Here is a 16,224-nt window from a genome sequence, read left to right on the forward strand (position 1 = left end):
TCGCCAGGCGGCTGAAGACCTTACGCGGCCTCACACCCTACGAAGCCATCTGTACAGCTTGGGCCAACGAACCCCACCGCTTCCGGCTCGATCCGGTCCACTTGACCTCGGGACTGAACACCTAGCCGCCGCCGGTCAGCTGGCGGCGTCTTTTCGCGTTCAGCTGTGTAGTGCGGCGCGGATGGCGTCGGAAAGGACATCGCCGAGCAGCGGCTTCTCAAGGATGGGTAGACCGGCCAGGCGCGCCGCCGTCCGCAAGTGGAAGTCGGGATGGCTGGTCATAAGCAAGGCTGGAAGCCTCACCTCGCGCAGGCGCAGCCGCCGCAACGCCTCAAACCCCGACATGCCGGGCAACCGCTCATCCACCACCAGGCAGGTTCCGACCTCGGGCAAGTCGCATAGCAAAAGTGCTTCGCCCGATCCGAGACCTTCGACGTCAAAGCCCTCGAGCTCCAGCGTGAATGTCAACGCCTCGCGGACGGCGGCATCATCATCGACGATGATGACCAGCGATCTTGCGGAAGGCGTCGGACGAGGCATGCCGCATAGTGCGTCGGCCAAGCGGTGGCCACCTTGAGCGAGCGCAAACCCGCTGGAGCCGCACCCGCGCGCATTTCATCTCCGCTCATCCTCGCTCGCCGGGATGAGCGGCAGGTCAAGGTGTAGTCACCCCTCAAGTGCGACAATCGCCGCCAAGGCGGTTAACGGGGCAGAAAGCTCAGTCATGGTTCGCTTTTCGACGAACGTTTTGAGCGTGCGGTCTGCCCCTTCTTCGATCCGGTCATCTTGGTGACCAACAGGAAAGCCGATGCCTCACAGAGAGCCACCCGGTCAAAGAGTGCTTCGATGGCGACACGAGGGCTTGTTGACGCGTGTGGCTCAGGGCGCGCTGATCGGCTTGCTTGTCTGGCTTGAGACACGACATCCGGCTGCGATCATCTGGCTGGCCGGGGCTACGTTCACGGCGCTGTGGGATGGGCACGTCTCAAAGGCGCTCATCAACAAGCCGGAGAGCCGGAGACTGGCCGCTATGGCGCCGCTGACGCGCCTGATGTCCAGCGCAACATTTGGCGCAGTCATCTTTGTTTGCCTGCTGGACAGGAGTATTGTCGGCGTTGCCGCTGCGATCTTCGTTGGATGTGCGATTACCCTGAACAACGCGATCATGACGCGCGGATCCAGGCCGGACGCGGCGCTCCTCGTTGGCCCACCGTCCTTGATGCTCGTGGCTTTGCCATTCGTTGCAGCATGGCTCGGGTATCCCGTAACCGTGCTCAGCGGCCTGCTTCTGGCGATCGGAGGGCTCGCGTTCGTGACCTTCATCGCCCTTCTCGCTCAGACCCTTCATCTGGAGAGCCAGCGCCTTCGCGATGCATCACGGGAGCTGGCTGTAGAGCGTGATCGCGCAGAGCAACTGGGTCAGGAAGCCGCGTCGGAACGGAGCCGGTGGCGCACGTTATTCCACCAGAGCCCGTTGCCCCAGGTCAGCCTCGATGCATCCATGCTTTACAATCGCTTGCAGGATCCCCGGCTTGCCGAAGGCTCGATGGGTGACAAAATGCTACAGGTATTCAAGGACTCGCCAAGCGTTATAAATGACATAGCCCTTACGGAGGCCAACGATGCCGCCCGCAGACTGATCTTTGAACGTCATCCCGATGGATCATTCTCCCGAGGTCGGTTTGATGATGGCTTCATGCGACAACTCTGCAATGGCTTGGAAGGCCTCGGGAAGGATGGGGCCATGCCGCCGTTCTCAACCCGGATCACCATGCCGAATGGCCGGATTTCTGAGCTGGATGTTCACTACCGGCTCTTGCCCGAAGCTGACCCGCCGTGGTCCGTCATCCTGGTCTCATTTGTCGACCAAACCGCCTTCAAGGCAGCGGTGAACGCGGCGAATGCCGCGTCCCTGGCCAAGAGCGAGTTCCTCGCCGTGATGAGCCACGAGATCAGAACGCCTTTGAACGGTGTGTTGGGCATGGCCCATGTGATGGATCGTGGCGCCCTGTCTCCGGTTCAGAGGGATCACCTCGCCGTCATTCGGCAATCCGGCGAAGCCCTGTTGGCCATTCTCAATGACGTGCTGGATCTCTCGAAGATTGAGGCTGGCAAGCTGGTGCTTGAGTCAAAACCCTTCGACCTTGAGGAGGTGGCTCTTGGCGCCCATGCCGCATTCACAGGCGTCGCCCATAGCAAGGGCCTGTCCTTCAATCTCACGGTCCAGCCCGCTGCCCGCGGCGCCTATCTCGGCGATTCAGCACGCATGCGGCAAATTCTCTACAACCTGATCTCCAACGCGGTGAAGTTCACAGCCGAGGGTGAAGTCCGGGTCTCGATTGACCGGCGCGGCGAAAACATCTTCATCCGCGTGTCGGACAGCGGCGTCGGGATCGCTTCTGACCAGATCGCGGGCATTTTTGATCGCTTTGTGCAGGCCGACTCCTCGACTACCCGAAAGCACGGCGGCTCCGGCCTGGGGCTGGCCATCACCCGCGATCTTTGCACGGCCATGGGTGGGGCGATCAACGCGACCAGCGAGCTCGGGGCAGGAACGGTCTTCGAGGTTGTCCTGCCCCTGCAAGGGGTGGCGACCGTTTCTGTGGATTCTGCATCCCAGCCGGCGGATGACGGGTTCCCGGAACCCATTCGTGCCTTCAATATTCTGGCCGCAGAAGACAACCCCATCAATCAACTGGTCCTGAAGACCCTGCTGGCTCAATTCGATCTATCCGTAACAATCGTCGAAAACGGCGTGGAGGCCGTCGCCAGTTGGCGGACAGGCGATTGGGGCTTGATCCTCATGGATGTGCAGATGCCCGTCCTGGATGGACCGTCAGCGGCGCGTCAGATTCGGGACCTTGAGGTCCAGACGGGGCGAGCGCCCGTACCCATCGTGGCCCTGACCGCCAATGCTATGGTGCATCAGATCGAAACCTACTACGCCGCCGGAATGAATGACGTCATCGCCAAGCCTATCGACGTTCGGGACCTCCTGAGGGTGATTCAGGCCGTCGCCAACGCCGAGAGTTACGTTGCAGCGACGGAGTCGTTGAAGGAGTCTCGTGCGGCTTGAACGTCCGCTACGAGGGATGGCCCGGAGCCTTGGGCGATCCGTGGCCAGTATCCGTGGGCCGCGGCAATGAACTAAGCGCTGGTGCTGGCGGCAATATCGACACCTTGCAGTGATGAGAATGGGGAGCTTTCAATGAAGATCGACAACACAATCGCAGCCGTCGTCACGGGCGGAGCCTCGGGACTTGGCCGTGCGAGCGCTGAAGCGCTCGCCGCCGCCGGGGTCAAGGTCGCCATCTTTGATGTGAATGAGGCCGGCGGCCAGGAGGTGGCCAAGGCCATCGGCGGCGTCTTCTGCAAGGTCGACATCACCTCCGAGGATAGTGTCGTCGAAGGGTACGCCAGGGCGCGCGCGGCGCATGGACAGGAACGCATCGTGGTGCACTGCGCCGTCGTATCGGGCGGAGGCAAGACCATCTCCTTCGACAAGGAAACCGGCAGCTACAAGCGCAACCCGACCGAGATGATCGCCCGCGCCGCCGACGGGATTTTCACGGCCAGCTACCGGATTGCGTCACACGGAGCGCTCGGCATGGCCAATTCCAACCCGCTCAACGACGATGGGGAACGCGGTTGCATCATCCTGACATCCTCGGCAGCCTCGCAGGACGGCCAGATCGGTCAGGTCGCCTATGGCGGCGGCAAGGGAGCCGTCAATTCCATGGTCCTGCCGATGGCGCGCGACCTGATGGATCTGGGCATCCGGGTGAATGCCATCCTCCCTGGAATCTTCGCCACACCGCCGATGCTGGCTGTGAAGGACAGGGCGCCGTCGATCTTCGCGGGTCTTGCGGCCTCCGTGCCGTTTCCCAAGCGACTGGGCAATCCGCCTGAGTTTGGAAGCCTGGTCCTGGAACTTGCGCGCAACGGGTACTTCAATGGGCAGTGCATTCGCCTCGATGGCGCAATCCGGATGCCCCCGCGGTAGACCGGCCGTCCCACTGATCGCGCCATCCAGAGCGTCCGCTTTCGGACAAGGAGCCAAATGCCACTTTCGACCGAGGCAGACCTCAGAGGCTGTCCCTTTTCGGATGGAAGCATCTGAACCGGATAAACAGGCTCGTTTTCATACATTTAGGGCGAGACAGGCGTTTGAACCGGTATCCACAGTCAAACTGTCGCGCCCTGGCCTGCCGTCACGGCCATCTACAACACCACCACCAATCTGGCGCGATGATGCTGTCGGGCGCGTCCACCCCATCATTCGACCTCCAGGAACATCTGATCCGCAGATCAAGGCTTCGGACGTTCCGGACGGCGGCTCACGATGCCTGCCGCGGCGATGGTGGCGGCCTGATCAGGGATAGGAGGAGCGGCTTGCGGACGGGCGGAGCTCAGGTCGCAAGTCCCTTGTGTTTTCAGCCGCAATGATCAACGAACAACCATGGCCAAGCGTACATCCATTTCGCGAGCCAAGGCTGCCGCGGCCCCGCTGTCGGCTGCGAAGGCCACGGCGGGCGGGCGGCCGCTCGACAACGGGCCTGCGCGAACTGGTCATCTGATCGTCGGCATCGGCGCATCGGCCGGCGGTCTTGACGCTTTCAGGTCGTTCTTTTCCGAGATGCCTGCGGATAGCGGTATGGCGTTCGTCCTGGTCCAGCACCTGGACCCCGACTACAACAGCGTCCTGGCCGAGATCCTCGGACACCACACCGCGATGCCTGTGGTGAAGGCTGTCGACGGAACCGTCGCGACTCCAAACACCGTCGCAGTCATCCCTCAGAACGCGATCCTGAAGATCCAGAACGGCGTCCTGCGCGTAGCGCGACCCAAGACGCCGAACGCCCGGCAGTCCTCGATCGACACTTTCCTCGTATCGTTGGCCAACGACCAGGGTGAGAACGCGGTAGGGATCATTCTTTCCGGGTTCGGCAGCGATGGCACGATCGGGATCAAAGCCATCAAGGAGGGCGGCGGGCTGACGTTCAGTGAGGCCGCCTTCGACCATCACGCCAAGCTTGGCATGCCGGAGAGCGCTACTGCGGGCGGCTTTGTGGACAATGTGCTCCCACCCCATGAGATGCCGGCGCGTTTGCTGGAATATCGCGACTTCCGGGCCAACGCCGGAATCGATAACCAGATCGGCGAGTCTGGACGAGGCCGGCCCAAATACCTGATGACGATCTGCGCTGTGCTCAACAGCTGCGTAGGGCGCGACTTCAGTCAATACAAGTCCAGCACCCTGATGCGCCGGGTCCACCGACGGATGCAGGCGCTTCACGTCAAGGAACCGCGCCAGTATATCGAGCTGCTGCGCACATTGCCCGATGAGCCCGAGCTCCTGTTCCGCGAGATCCTGATCGGCGTCACCAGGTTTTTCCGCGACCCAGCCATCTTCGAGGCTCTGGCTGAGACGGCGCTGCCAGATTTGATCGCAGGGGGTGATCAGGACCACCCCCTGCGCATATGGGTGGCAGGCTGCGCTACGGGCGAGGAAGCCTATTCGCTCGCCATCCTCCTCAAGGAGGCGTTGTCGAACGCCGAATCGCCGAGAAAGGTCACGATCTTCGCCACCGATATCGATGATCGCGCGATTACAGTTGCCCGCACCGGTCTCTACAGTGAATCCATTGAGGCCTACATCACAGCGGAACGGCTCGAGAAATACTTCGTCAAGGAAGGGCAGCGCTACAGGGTCGCGAAGCACATCCGGGAGATGTGCATTTTCTCGACACACGATCTCGTAAAGGATCCACCGTTCTCGAAACTCGACATGGTGTCTTGTCGGAATCTTCTTATCTACTTTGAGCCGGCGCTGCAGCAGCGTATAATTTCAATCTTTCATTACGGAATCAAACCTGATGGTCTCCTGTGGCTCGGTCCGTCTGAGACCCTTGTGGCGAGCACGCGGATCTTCAAGGCGGTCGACAAGCGTAGCCGCTTCTTCAGGCGGGTTGATGTCATGTCTGAGGTTCCACGACCCCCGTCGAGTACCCGAATGACGAAGGCGTCCTCGGCCAAGCCGAGCCCCGAGGCGGAGGGCATCGAGGCCCAGGCTGCGCGGATGATGGCGCAGTATGCACCAGCCTACATCGTCTTCGACGATCAGCATGAGATCCAGCGCTTTTCGGGCAAGGTCGCGAAATTCATGGAGCCCGTCAGCGGCGGCGCGAGCCTGAATCTCTTTCGAATGCTGCATGCCCAACTGCGCTCGCCGGTCCGTACACTGGTCCGACGGGCGAGCGAAACCCAGCGGCCGGTTCAGGAGCATGTGACCTTCCAGGTCGCCGGCCAGCCCCATACGATAAACCTGATCGCACAGCCTCTGACGGAGCCGGTCGGGGGGCAGCGATGCCTGCTGCTCGCCTTCCAGGAACTCACACCGATCATTGCAGCCGATGTCACCCATCAGCCTGACGCCAGTTCGCCGGCCTCCGACACAGACCATGGCGAGCTTGTCGCTGCGCGGGAGAAACTGCAGACCATCACCGAAGAGCTGGAAACCGCGAACGAGGAATTACAGAGCTCCAACGAAGAATTTCAGTCGGTCAACGAAGAGCTTCATTCGACCGTTGAAGAACTTGAAACGTCAAAGGAAGAACTTCAGTCGATAAACGAAGAGCTTCAAACAGTTAATGCGGAGCTCAACAACCGTGCAGACAGCCTCGTCCGGTCCAACAGCGATCTAGCCAATCTGTTTGAAAATACGTCGATCGCCATCCTCTTTCTCGACAATGCGTCGTGCATCCGACGGTTTACGCCCGCAATCACAGAAATCTTCAATGTAAGGGAGGGCGACGAAGGTCGGCCTATCGGCGATTTCGCATCCCGCCTCGCCGGCGCGGCCTTGACCAAAGACATCGCCACGGTGCTTCGCGATCTCGGATCCGTGGAGCGTGAGGCCGAGTCGGAAGATCGCGCGGCAACCTATCTGGTGCGCGTTAGACCTTACCGTGATCTCAACAACGTCATCGACGGCGTGGTCATCACGCTCATCGACATCACCGAGCGCAAGCGGCTTGAAGGCGATAGAGCACTCCTGGCAGCCATCGTCACCTCGTCTCAGGATGCGGTCATCAGTCACGACCTCAACGGGAAGATCACCAGCTGGAACGCCGGCGCGGAGAAAATCTTTGGCTACACCACCGACGAAATCATCGGACAACCGATGTCCACGTTGCTGGACGGCATTCAGGTCAATGAATGGCCTGACCATCTTGCGCGGCTGCAGCGCGGGGAACTGATCTCAAATATCGATATCAGCCGGGTGACCAAGGACGACCGGGTGATCTACGTGTCGCTGACGATCTCCCCAATGCGCGACACGTCGGGCAAGATCGTTGGAGCCTCAGCCGTCGCGCGCGACATCAGTGAGCGGAAGGCCGCCGAGGTCGCCATCGCGGACAGTGAGGCGCGATACCGCCTGCTTGCGGAAGAGGCGGAAGCATCCACTGTCGCCAAGGGTGAATTTCTGGCCAACATGAGCCACGAGATCCGCACGCCGCTTACGGGTGTCCTGGGATTTGCGGGGCTTCTGGAGGCGTTGCCGGATCTACCTGACACGGCGCGGTCCTATGCCCGACGGATCACCACCAGCGGCGAGACGCTACTCGCGGTGGTCAACGATATCCTGGACTTTTCCAAGCTCGAGGCCGGTCGCGTCGATCTGGACCCACATGCCTTCGACCCGGTGGCGCTTGTGGCCGAGACGGTCGAACTTGTCTCTGTTCAGGCTCTGCAGAAAGGCTTGGCACTGACGACCGAAATCGATGGGCCGTTGCCGGCGGCGGTGCTGGCGGACAGTGCGCGCGCGCGCCAGATACTCCTGAATCTGCTCTCCAACGCCATCAAGTTCACCGAGGCTGGGCAGGTCCGCATCACGCTCAGCCATAAGCCCGAGGCTGGCGGCACACTTCGCTTCGCGGTTAGCGATAGCGGCATTGGCATACCCGCCGACCAGTTTGACCGGCTGTTCCAGCGGTTCTCCCAGATCGATGGTTCCAGTACCCGCCAATATGGCGGCACCGGCCTGGGCCTGGCGATCTGCAAGAAGCTGACCGAGATGATGGGTGGCCAGATCGGGGCCGAGAGCCGCGCGGGCGAAGGCTCGACCTTCTGGTTCACGATCGCCGCTCCACCGGCCGAGCTGACGCAGCCTGAACCGGCCCCGTCCGACCCCTTGGTCACGGCCTCCAGGACGCGCCTGCTGGTGGTCGACGACGTGGCGGTGAACCGCGAACTCGTGCGCTCCATGCTCTTGCCCTACGGTTACGAGATCACCGAGGCGACCGGCGGCGCCGAGGCGGTGAAAATGGCCATGGCTGCACGCTTCGATCTGATCCTGATGGATCTGCAGATGCCGGGCATGGACGGCCTGGCCGCCACGCGGGCAATCCGCGCCACTTGCGAGCCGAACCGCCTGACCCCGATCGTCGCCCTGAGCGCCAACGTCCTGCCACGACATCTGTCAGAATGCGCCGAGGCCGGTATGAATGACCACATCGGCAAACCAATCATTTCCATCGAGTTGCTGACCAAGATTGCGCAATGGGCGGTTGGGTCTCGAGGAGATCAAGCGGCGCCGTCCGGTTTCAGCGGGTGAGCCGATAGCCGCTGTCGACCCATGGCGGACCTGCCCTATCTCTCGCTGTGACTACGGAACGGAAACCTCCCGACCAATGGATGGGTAGGTGGCCGCCGGGCTTACGCGCGCCACGGCGTCGAGCTGATTTCAATCGACGCTGACAGCAAGCCAGACGTTCCCGGCTCAAGCCTCACCACATTGTACATAGATCGGGTCAACAGACGACAAGCGCTCATTTCCCTGTCCTCACCGGGGCTATAGCGACCCGCCGTCCCGCCTATCCGGTGAAGCGCGCCATCAGGCCTACGGCCCAGCCGGCCCCGACCACCAAGCCGATCCCGACCACCAGCAGGGCGGTCACCCAGCCCGTCGCCACCGCTGCCCCGGCGGCCACGAACAGGCCGTCGCGCTGGATCAGACCGACCGACATGAGCGCCAGCGCCACGGACGGGACCGTATTGGTCATGGGCAGGACGATTGTGAGGGTGGCCAGGATCATGAAGGCGGCGGCCGCCCGTTCGGCGAGGCCCTGGGTGAACAGTGTCAGCCGGGGCCGCGACAGCCGTTCGAACCAGCCCATCCGCTTGACGGCGAAGTCGGCCATCCGGTCCAGCATGGCCCTGGACACCCGGCGCTTCAGCACCGCCTCCGGCAACCAGGGCTCCTCGCGGCCCACCAGCATCTGGCCAGCGAGCAGCAGGATGGGGATCCCCACGATCTGCGGCACGCCATAGAGGGCCGGCACCAGGCAGGGGATGGCCAGGATCAGGATCATCAGCCCGAACGCCCGCTCATCCAGCCGGTCACGGATCTCGCGCAGGGTCAGCCCCTCCGGTCCGGACGCCCTGGCCAGTCCAACGACCAGTCCGATGAAGCCCTGGCGCGGATCGTCGGTATAGTGATTGGTGGTGTCGGTCATGGTCCAGCCCCTAGAGCGCGACAGCTTGAAGTGGATACCGGTTCAAGCGCCCGTCGCACTCTAAATGTATGAAAACGAGCCTGTTTATCCGGTTCAGATGATTCCATCTAAAGCGGACAGGCTCTAGCCAAATCCGCTGGCGGAGGCGAGCGCCCGGTTCACGGCCGCTCAATTCGGCGATCGGCATTCGCCGGGCCAAGCGGTGAGAAAAGGTTGGCCAACCTGGCCGGATCGTTCCCACCTACAAGCCCGCCAGCAACGCGATCCGGACCAGCTCTGACAGGCTGTGTGCGCCGGTCTTGCTCATCACATTGGCCCGGTAGACCTCTACGGTCCGAGGGCTGATGCCGAGTTCGAAGGCGATGACCTTGTTCTGCTTGCCCGCGATCACGCCCTGCAACACCTCGCGCTCGCGCCCGGACAAGGCGCCAAGCATCGTTTCGAAGCGCTCGCGCTCTTCCGGGTACGGCGCCGTAGCGACCTGCTGATCCAGCGCGGCGCGGACGGCCGCGATCAAGGCGACATCGTCGAAGGGCTTTTCAAGGAAGTCGGTCACGCCAGCCCGCATCGCCTCGACCGCCATGGGCACATCGCCGTGCCCGGTGATCACGATGACGGGCAGCTTTACGCCGGTGTCCTTGAGGTGGCGCACCAGGTCCAGGCCGCTCATCCCGGGCATGCGGACATCCGTCACGACACAACCGTTCCGCAGGCTGTCGACGACCTCAAGAAACTCCCGCGCGGAGCCATAGGTGCGCGCCGGCAGGTCAGCCATCTCGAGCAGGAACGCAACCGACGTGCGCACAGCCTCGTCATCGTCGATCACATGGACCTGAGCGTCAGTCATGGCCAGGCTCGCTGTCTGCTTCTGCCACCGGCAGGGTGAAACGGAATGAGGTGCCGCCGCCAGGATTAGCCTCTGCCCAGATCCGCCCGCCATGGGCCTCCACAATGGTTCTGGAGATCGACAGGCCGACGCCCATGCCCTGGTCCTTGGTGGTCATGAAGGGCTGAAAAAGCTTGGCGGTGAACTCGGGGGAGATACCCTGGCCGGTATCACTCACGAAGACTTCAACAAGATCGCCGGCGCCGGGGGCGGCGCCGACCACCAGATCGCGCCGCTCCGAGCCCTCCATCGCCTCGATGGCGTTGCGGATCAGGTTCAATGTCACCTGCTGTATCTGGACCTTGTCGGCCATCACCCGCTCGGTCCGTGGATCTATTTCGAACGTCAGGTGGACGCCCTTCTCCCGCGCCCCGATCATGGCGAGAGCGCCGGCTTCTTCCAGCAGCTGGGGCAAGCTCTCGGACTGGCGGTCCGCTTCGCCCTTGGACAGGAAGTCCCGCAGCCGTCGAATGATCTGGCCCGCCCGCAGGGCCTGGTCTCCGGCCTGCGAGATCATTTCGCGCAGTCGCCCGCGATCCACGGGTTCGCGGTCCAGCAGCATCAGGCATCCCTTCATGAAATTGGCTGCGGCTGTCAGCGGCTGGTTCAACTCATGAGCAAGGGCCGAAGCCATCTCGCCAAGGGCGGTGATGCGACCCACATGCACCAGTTCGCCCTGCAGGTCCTGCAGGCGCCGTTCCGCCACCTGCCGCTCGGTGAGGTCCCGTATGAAGCCGGTGAAGTATCGCTGGTCGGAGGATCGCATCTCGCCAACCGAGAGCTCCATGGGAAATGTCGAGCCGTCCTTGCGTTCGCCCACCACCACGCGGCCAATGCCGATAATCCGTCGCTCGCTGGTCGTCAGATAGCGCAGGAGGTAGCCGTCATGGGCCTTCCGATAGGGATCGGGCATCAAGCTGCTGACATTGCGCCCGACCGCCTCCTGCTGCGTCCAGCCAAACTGGCGCTCGGCCGCGGTGCTGAAAGACTGGATGGTTCCATGTTCATCTATGACGATCATGGCGTCGGGCACGGTCGCCAGAATGGATCGCAAATGCGCCTCCCGAGCCTCCAGATCGGCCACCATCCGGCGCGCCGCGTCGGCATTGCGGAGCATCCGGTCGCCCACCAGGCCCGCAGCGACGCTCAGGCCTGCAAAGACAATGATCCGCACCCAGTGGTCAGGGGTCATCACCTTTGGGAAACCCTGCAGACCGAGAGTCAGGCCCATCGAGAGAACGGCAGCCAGGATCGCCGGCGCGAGTCCGCCTGCCGCCCCGCTTGCGATCAGGGCCGGGACGAACAGCAGGAAGGCAAGATCGCTTTGGGGTTCTGCGCCCAGCACCATCCGGGCCGCCGCACAAATCCCCGTCGACAGGATCGCGACAACGAACCCCGGCATCCCGCGATCATGGATGGTCCGATTCAGCAACACCCGGGCCCCTGAATTCATGACATGACGGTTAGGGCCAATGCAGCCTCAAGGCAACGCCGGCGCGCCGCGCACGTCTGACGCCTAGGTAGACGCCCGGAGGCGACCTCGCAGCGCCCAGGGTGCAGTCTGGCGTCTGAAATGGACCGGAGACAGACAATGCGGGTGTTTACGAGCATGGTGTTGGCCACGCTGCTGGCCGGCTGCGCAGGTTCGGGCGTGGCGCCCGAAAGCTCAGGATTCAGTCCGGCTGCCGATCGAGGGCTCTCCATCGCCAAACAGCGCTGTTCCGGCTGTCACATGGTGGGCCTTGATGAGACTTCAGCCACCGAGGGGCCCCGCTTCCGCGATCTGCAGATGCGCTACAATGGCGTTTCCCTGGCCCGGAAGTTCGGCGAGATTTCACAGCACGGGGCCGGAGAGATGCCGCCTGTCAGCCTTGGGGCGTCAGAGGCCGAGGATATCGTCGCCTACTTCGAAACCCTGGATCGTCGCTACTGAGGCTTGCCTCAACGTGGAAGACTCATCCGATTCCACAACTAAGCGCGGGAAATCAATATTTTATGGGTGATCTATAACACTGGCCAGGCGCGACTCGAAGCCGTCTCACAGCCAGAAAGCAGGGCCGGCATGTCGCCATGCCACCCTGCTTTTGGCCGGGTTTAGTTCAGTGACTCAGGAGCACGAAGCACGGGGGCCTGTGGATCAGTTCGCGCGTCACCCCGCCAAACGCCCATTCCGCCGTACGGTTGTGCCCGTAGGCCCCGGCGACGATCAGGTCCGCGCCAGCGGCGGCGGCCGCACGTTGCAGTTCGACCGTTACGCCATCCTTCGCCACCGTTGAGACGCTGGCGCTGGCCTTGATCCCGTGGCGCCGCAAAGCCACGGCGACGTCCTCGGTCTGGCGGGTCACGATCTCGGCGTCGACGTCCTCACAGACACCCTGAACGATCACCTCGGCGGCGGCTTTCAGGAAGGGCATCGCGTCGGCCACCGCACGCCGGGCCTCGCGGGTGTCCTTCCACGCGATGACCACCGATTTGCCGTGGAGATGGGCCGCGCCTTCGGGAACCATCAGCACCGGACGTCCGGAAGTCATCACCACGTCTGCGGGGTCTGCGGTACGCGACGGACCGCCGGGACCCTTGGGGCTCATGACGATCAGGTCAGACGCGCGGGACGCCAGCGCGAGGGCCCTCGCGGGATTATCCTCTACCGACCGCCACTCGATGTCCGCGCCGGCGGCGTCGCGCCGGAAGGCGGCCTCGGCCTTTGTGAGGTCGCTGCTTATCTGGTCCTGGATGAGGGTCACCCACTCAGCCGCCGCATACCCGAAGAAGGGGTCGACCGTCAGCCCGGGCTCGAACGCCTCGGCTCCGAGCCCGATCAGCCGGGCGTTCAGATCGCGGGCCAGCCGCGCCGCGACCTCTACCCGACGGGTCGATGTGGTTCCCGGTTCGGCATGAACCAGGAGGCTTCTGTAGCTGTCTGCCCGATCCGCAGTCTTGGCGGTCGGGCGTTCCTGCGTCTCGGACATTGACGCCTCCATCTCGGTCAAAGCGGCCGTGGAAACGCCTGCGACCGCGCAGGCTGAAAGATGTCAGGCGGCAAGGTCTTCCAGCGCCGCCCATCGGGTCACGCGAAAGCGCCGCAATTCGGGAAACTCGACGATGGCGTCTCCCTGGAGCTGGGTCAGGGTGCGCGACACGGTCTCGATCGTCAAACCCAGATAGTCGGCCATGTCCTGGCGACCCATCGGGAGCCGCACGGTATCCTCGGTATGATCCTGGGCGAGACTCATGAGAAATCCGGCCACCTTTTCGCGGGCGCTTCTGCGGCCCAGCAGCAACACATGCTCCTGCATCCGCTGGAGTTCGCGTCGGGTGGCCTCAAGGATCGCCCGATCCAGCTCACGATCACCCGCCAGGGCCCTGACCGCCGCGCGCCGCACCACCTGAACCTGGCAGTCGCATAGCGCTTCGGCGGTAAACTGGTGATCGGGGCCCGGCTCCAGGCCAAACATCTCGCCGGCGACGTAGAAGTCTCCGACCTGGCGGCGACCGTCAGCGTTCAGGCGCATCGTGCGGACCACGCCACTGACCACCTGATAGAGGAACTCAACTTCGTCCTCTTGCGCGTAGATCTCCGCATCCTTGGCGTAGGCAAGGCGCACGCCAAGTCGATCCAGAACATCGGACAAGGCCCTCGAGGGGGCGGCGGTCCGTGGGTCTTCCAAGGGATATGCCAAGGTCATCGCAAGCTCCTGTTCCGATGAGCAAAAGCTACGACGCTGTGCGGAACGGTGATATTTCGGAGCGTCCCCTAGGTAGAACTACGGAGGCGCAACCCGGGCATCGTTATGCTTCGCATGCGCCAGGGCTAAGGCTTCCGTGCCAAGGTCCAGTGACCGATAAGCTGGAGGCTCCCATGCACGACACCGTCAATTGCTGAGCGCAAGCCAACTGCTGCCGTTCCTCGTGGCTGTGGCGGTTATCGAGCTGACGCCTGGCCCGAACATGGGATATCTGGCCGTTGTCGCGGGGCAGTCCGGTTGGCGCGCGGGCCTGACGGTGGTGGCCGGCGTCACGCTGGGTCTGGCCATCTATCTGGCGGCCTCGGTTGTCGGCTTGGCCGAGGCCGCCCTGCGATGGCCGTGGGTCTATGAGACGCTGCGGTGGGCAGGTGTGGCCTACATGCTGTGGCTTGCCGCGGATACCTGGCGCAGCGCCGCGGACATCGAGGGGCCTCCTCCTGAGGCCAGGAGCCTGTTTCTGCGCGGCCTGATCAACAACCTGCTGAACCCGAAAGCCGCGGTGTTCTATGTTGCGGTGCTACCGGGCTTTGTACGACCAGAGGCGGGACGACCGGGGCTGCAGATGCTCTTCCTGGGCGGCATCCATCTCGCGGTCAGTGTGATCATCCACCTCCTCATCGTCTTGACGGCGTCACGTGCCAGCAGCGCCGTGGCGACCGACGCTGCGGTCAGCCGTTCTATTCGACGGCAAAGGCTCTTCGCGGTCGCGCTGGCCGCGATTGCCGTCTGGCTCGCGGTGTCTTCCGCCCGCTAGGCTTCAAACGCCATATAAACGAACCGGGCCAGGAACAGCGCGGCCAGGGCCAACAGCAGCCAGTCGGTCTTCGTCGCCTGGCGCGAGGCCAGCTTGAGCAGAGCATAGGCGATCACACCGAAGGCCAGACCGTTGGCGATGGAAAAAGTCAGTGGAATGGTGATCAGCGTCAGGAAGGCCGGGATGGCGATGACCGGATCGTCCCATGTGATCTCGGCCAGCGGCGCCATCATCATCGCCCCCACCAGGATCAACGCCGGCGCCGTGGCCGCGGCCGGGACCGCCTGAGCCCAGGGCGCCACGAACAGGGTGGCCAGGAACAGCAGGCCTACGACCACGGCGGTCAGGCCGGTGCGGCCACCGGCCGAAACGCCGGATGCGCTCTCGATATAGCTGACCACAGTGCTCGTACCGGCGAGGGAGCCGACGATGGTCGCGCCCGCGTCCGCGAACAGGATGCGGTTCAGGCGCGGAATGGTTCCATCCGGTCGCATGAGTCCCGCCTTCTTGCTCACAGCCACCAGGGTGCCGACGTTGTCGAACAGGTCGACGAACAGGAAGATGAACAGGATCTCCAGCAGCGCCAGCCCGAAACCGTGACCGCCGACCCCAAGGGCAGCGGGGATGTCCAGCTGCAAGGCCGTCCCGGTCATCTCTTCGAGGCTGTAGGGTTGTGGCGTCCAGGTTGCCAGACCCAACGCCCAACCCAGCAGGGCCGTAGCAACGATCCCGATGAAGATGGCGCCGCGCACCTTCAGCACCGTCAGGACCGAAAGGATCACCAGGCCCAGCAGCGCCAACTGGGTGGTTGGCGCATGCATATCGCCCAGACCCACCAGGGTGGCGTCATTGTTCACAACCAGTCCCGCGCTGCGCAGGCCGATGAAGGCGATGAACAGGCCGATCCCGGCGGCGATCGCGGCGAACAAGGCGCGAGGGATAGCGCTGACGATCAGCTGCCGTACACCGGCCACTGTGAGCACAAGGAATAGAACGCCCGATACAAAGACCAGTCCCAGCGCGGTCTGCCAGGGGATGCCCATCGCGCCCACGACGGTGAAAGCGAAATAGGCGTTCAGGCCCATGCCGGGCGCCAGGGCGATCGGATAGTTGGCCAGGAAGCCCATCAACAGGCAGCCGACTCCGGCCGCCAGACAGGTAGCCGCCGCGACGCCCGCCAACGGCATGCCTGTGGTCGACAGGATCGCCGGATTGACCAGGACGATATAGGCCATGGTCAAGAACGTGGTGAAGCCGGCCAGCAATTCAGTGCGGACCGATGTACCGTGCTCGGTCAGTTTGAAGGTGCGTTGCAGCAGG

12 protein-coding genes and 1 pseudogene are annotated in these 16,224 nt (G+C 63.2%); 6 read left to right on the forward strand and 7 right to left on the reverse strand.

What is annotated here, in order from left to right; genetic code table 11:
• Positions 1-125: pseudogene (locus ACIQ3B_RS04570) on the forward strand (IS481 family transposase); the annotation flags it as partial.
• Between the two features lie 34 nt (positions 126-159).
• On the opposite strand, the gene ACIQ3B_RS04575 reads toward ACIQ3B_RS04570, so the two are convergent.
• Positions 160-561: a response regulator gene (locus ACIQ3B_RS04575; protein ID WP_397400145.1), complete on the reverse strand. Its 402-nt coding sequence runs from the start codon at positions 559-561 to the stop codon at positions 160-162.
• 313 nt (positions 562-874) lie between these two features.
• Here ACIQ3B_RS04575 and ACIQ3B_RS04580 point away from each other — a divergent pair, with 313 nt between their 5' ends.
• The 3 genes from ACIQ3B_RS04580 (at position 875) to ACIQ3B_RS04590 (ending at position 8,617) form a co-directional block, all read left to right on the forward strand.
• Positions 875-3,076 carry an ATP-binding protein gene (locus ACIQ3B_RS04580; protein WP_397400207.1) on the forward strand — a complete coding sequence of 734 codons (2,202 nt, stop codon included), beginning with the start codon at positions 875-877 and terminating at the stop codon, positions 3,074-3,076.
• 132 nt (positions 3,077-3,208) lie between these two features.
• The gene (locus ACIQ3B_RS04585) at positions 3,209-4,003 is read left to right on the forward strand and encodes an SDR family NAD(P)-dependent oxidoreductase (protein ID WP_397400146.1); all 795 of its coding nucleotides are present in this window, start codon (positions 3,209-3,211) and stop codon (positions 4,001-4,003) included.
• Positions 4,004-4,459: 456 nt separating this feature from the next.
• Positions 4,460-8,617: a CheR family methyltransferase gene (locus ACIQ3B_RS04590; RefSeq protein ID WP_397400147.1), complete on the forward strand. Its 4,158-nt coding sequence runs from the start codon at positions 4,460-4,462 to the stop codon at positions 8,615-8,617.
• 259 nt (positions 8,618-8,876) lie between these two features.
• On the opposite strand, the gene ACIQ3B_RS04595 is transcribed toward ACIQ3B_RS04590, so the two are convergent.
• From ACIQ3B_RS04595 to ACIQ3B_RS04605, 3 genes are all read right to left on the reverse strand, one after another.
• Entirely contained in the window at positions 8,877-9,518 is a 642-nt protein-coding gene (locus tag ACIQ3B_RS04595) for an exopolysaccharide biosynthesis protein (protein ID WP_397400148.1), read from the reverse strand.
• A 241-nt stretch (positions 9,519-9,759) separates the two neighbouring features.
• On the reverse strand, positions 9,760-10,365 hold the full coding sequence (gene fixJ, locus ACIQ3B_RS04600; RefSeq protein WP_397400149.1) for a response regulator FixJ: 606 nt from the start codon (positions 10,363-10,365) through the stop codon (positions 9,760-9,762).
• The gene (locus tag ACIQ3B_RS04605) at positions 10,358-11,839 is read right to left on the reverse strand and encodes a PAS domain S-box protein (RefSeq protein WP_397400150.1); all 1,482 of its coding nucleotides are present in this window, start codon (positions 11,837-11,839) and stop codon (positions 10,358-10,360) included. Before ACIQ3B_RS04605 ends, fixJ begins: the two co-directional genes overlap by 8 nt.
• Positions 11,840-11,995: 156 nt before the next feature.
• Here ACIQ3B_RS04605 and ACIQ3B_RS04610 point away from each other — a divergent pair, with 156 nt between their 5' ends.
• Positions 11,996-12,337 (forward strand): c-type cytochrome, encoded by a 342-nt coding sequence (locus tag ACIQ3B_RS04610; RefSeq protein ID WP_397400151.1) that lies wholly within the window; start codon positions 11,996-11,998, stop codon positions 12,335-12,337.
• A 166-nt stretch (positions 12,338-12,503) separates the two neighbouring features.
• On the opposite strand, the gene ACIQ3B_RS04615 is transcribed toward ACIQ3B_RS04610, so the two are convergent.
• Entirely contained in the window at positions 12,504-13,373 is an 870-nt protein-coding gene (locus tag ACIQ3B_RS04615) for a universal stress protein (RefSeq protein WP_397400152.1), read from the reverse strand.
• 63 nt (positions 13,374-13,436) lie between these two features.
• Positions 13,437-14,090 (reverse strand): helix-turn-helix domain-containing protein, encoded by a 654-nt coding sequence (locus ACIQ3B_RS04620; RefSeq protein WP_397400153.1) that lies wholly within the window; start codon positions 14,088-14,090, stop codon positions 13,437-13,439.
• Between the two features lie 190 nt (positions 14,091-14,280).
• On the opposite strand from ACIQ3B_RS04620, the gene ACIQ3B_RS04625 reads away from it, so the two are divergent.
• Positions 14,281-14,904: a LysE family translocator gene (locus tag ACIQ3B_RS04625; protein WP_397400154.1), complete on the forward strand. Its 624-nt coding sequence runs from the start codon at positions 14,281-14,283 to the stop codon at positions 14,902-14,904.
• Here the strand turns inward: ACIQ3B_RS04625 and ACIQ3B_RS04630 are convergent.
• Entirely contained in the window at positions 14,901-16,223 is a 1,323-nt protein-coding gene (locus ACIQ3B_RS04630) for an NCS2 family permease (protein ID WP_397400208.1), read from the reverse strand. The two genes, ACIQ3B_RS04625 and ACIQ3B_RS04630, sit on opposite strands and share 4 nt — an antisense overlap.
• Between the last annotated feature and the right edge of the window lies 1 nt (position 16,224).

It is taken from the genome of Phenylobacterium sp., assembly GCF_044358365.1.
Taxonomy (GTDB): domain Bacteria; phylum Pseudomonadota; class Alphaproteobacteria; order Caulobacterales; family Caulobacteraceae; genus Phenylobacterium.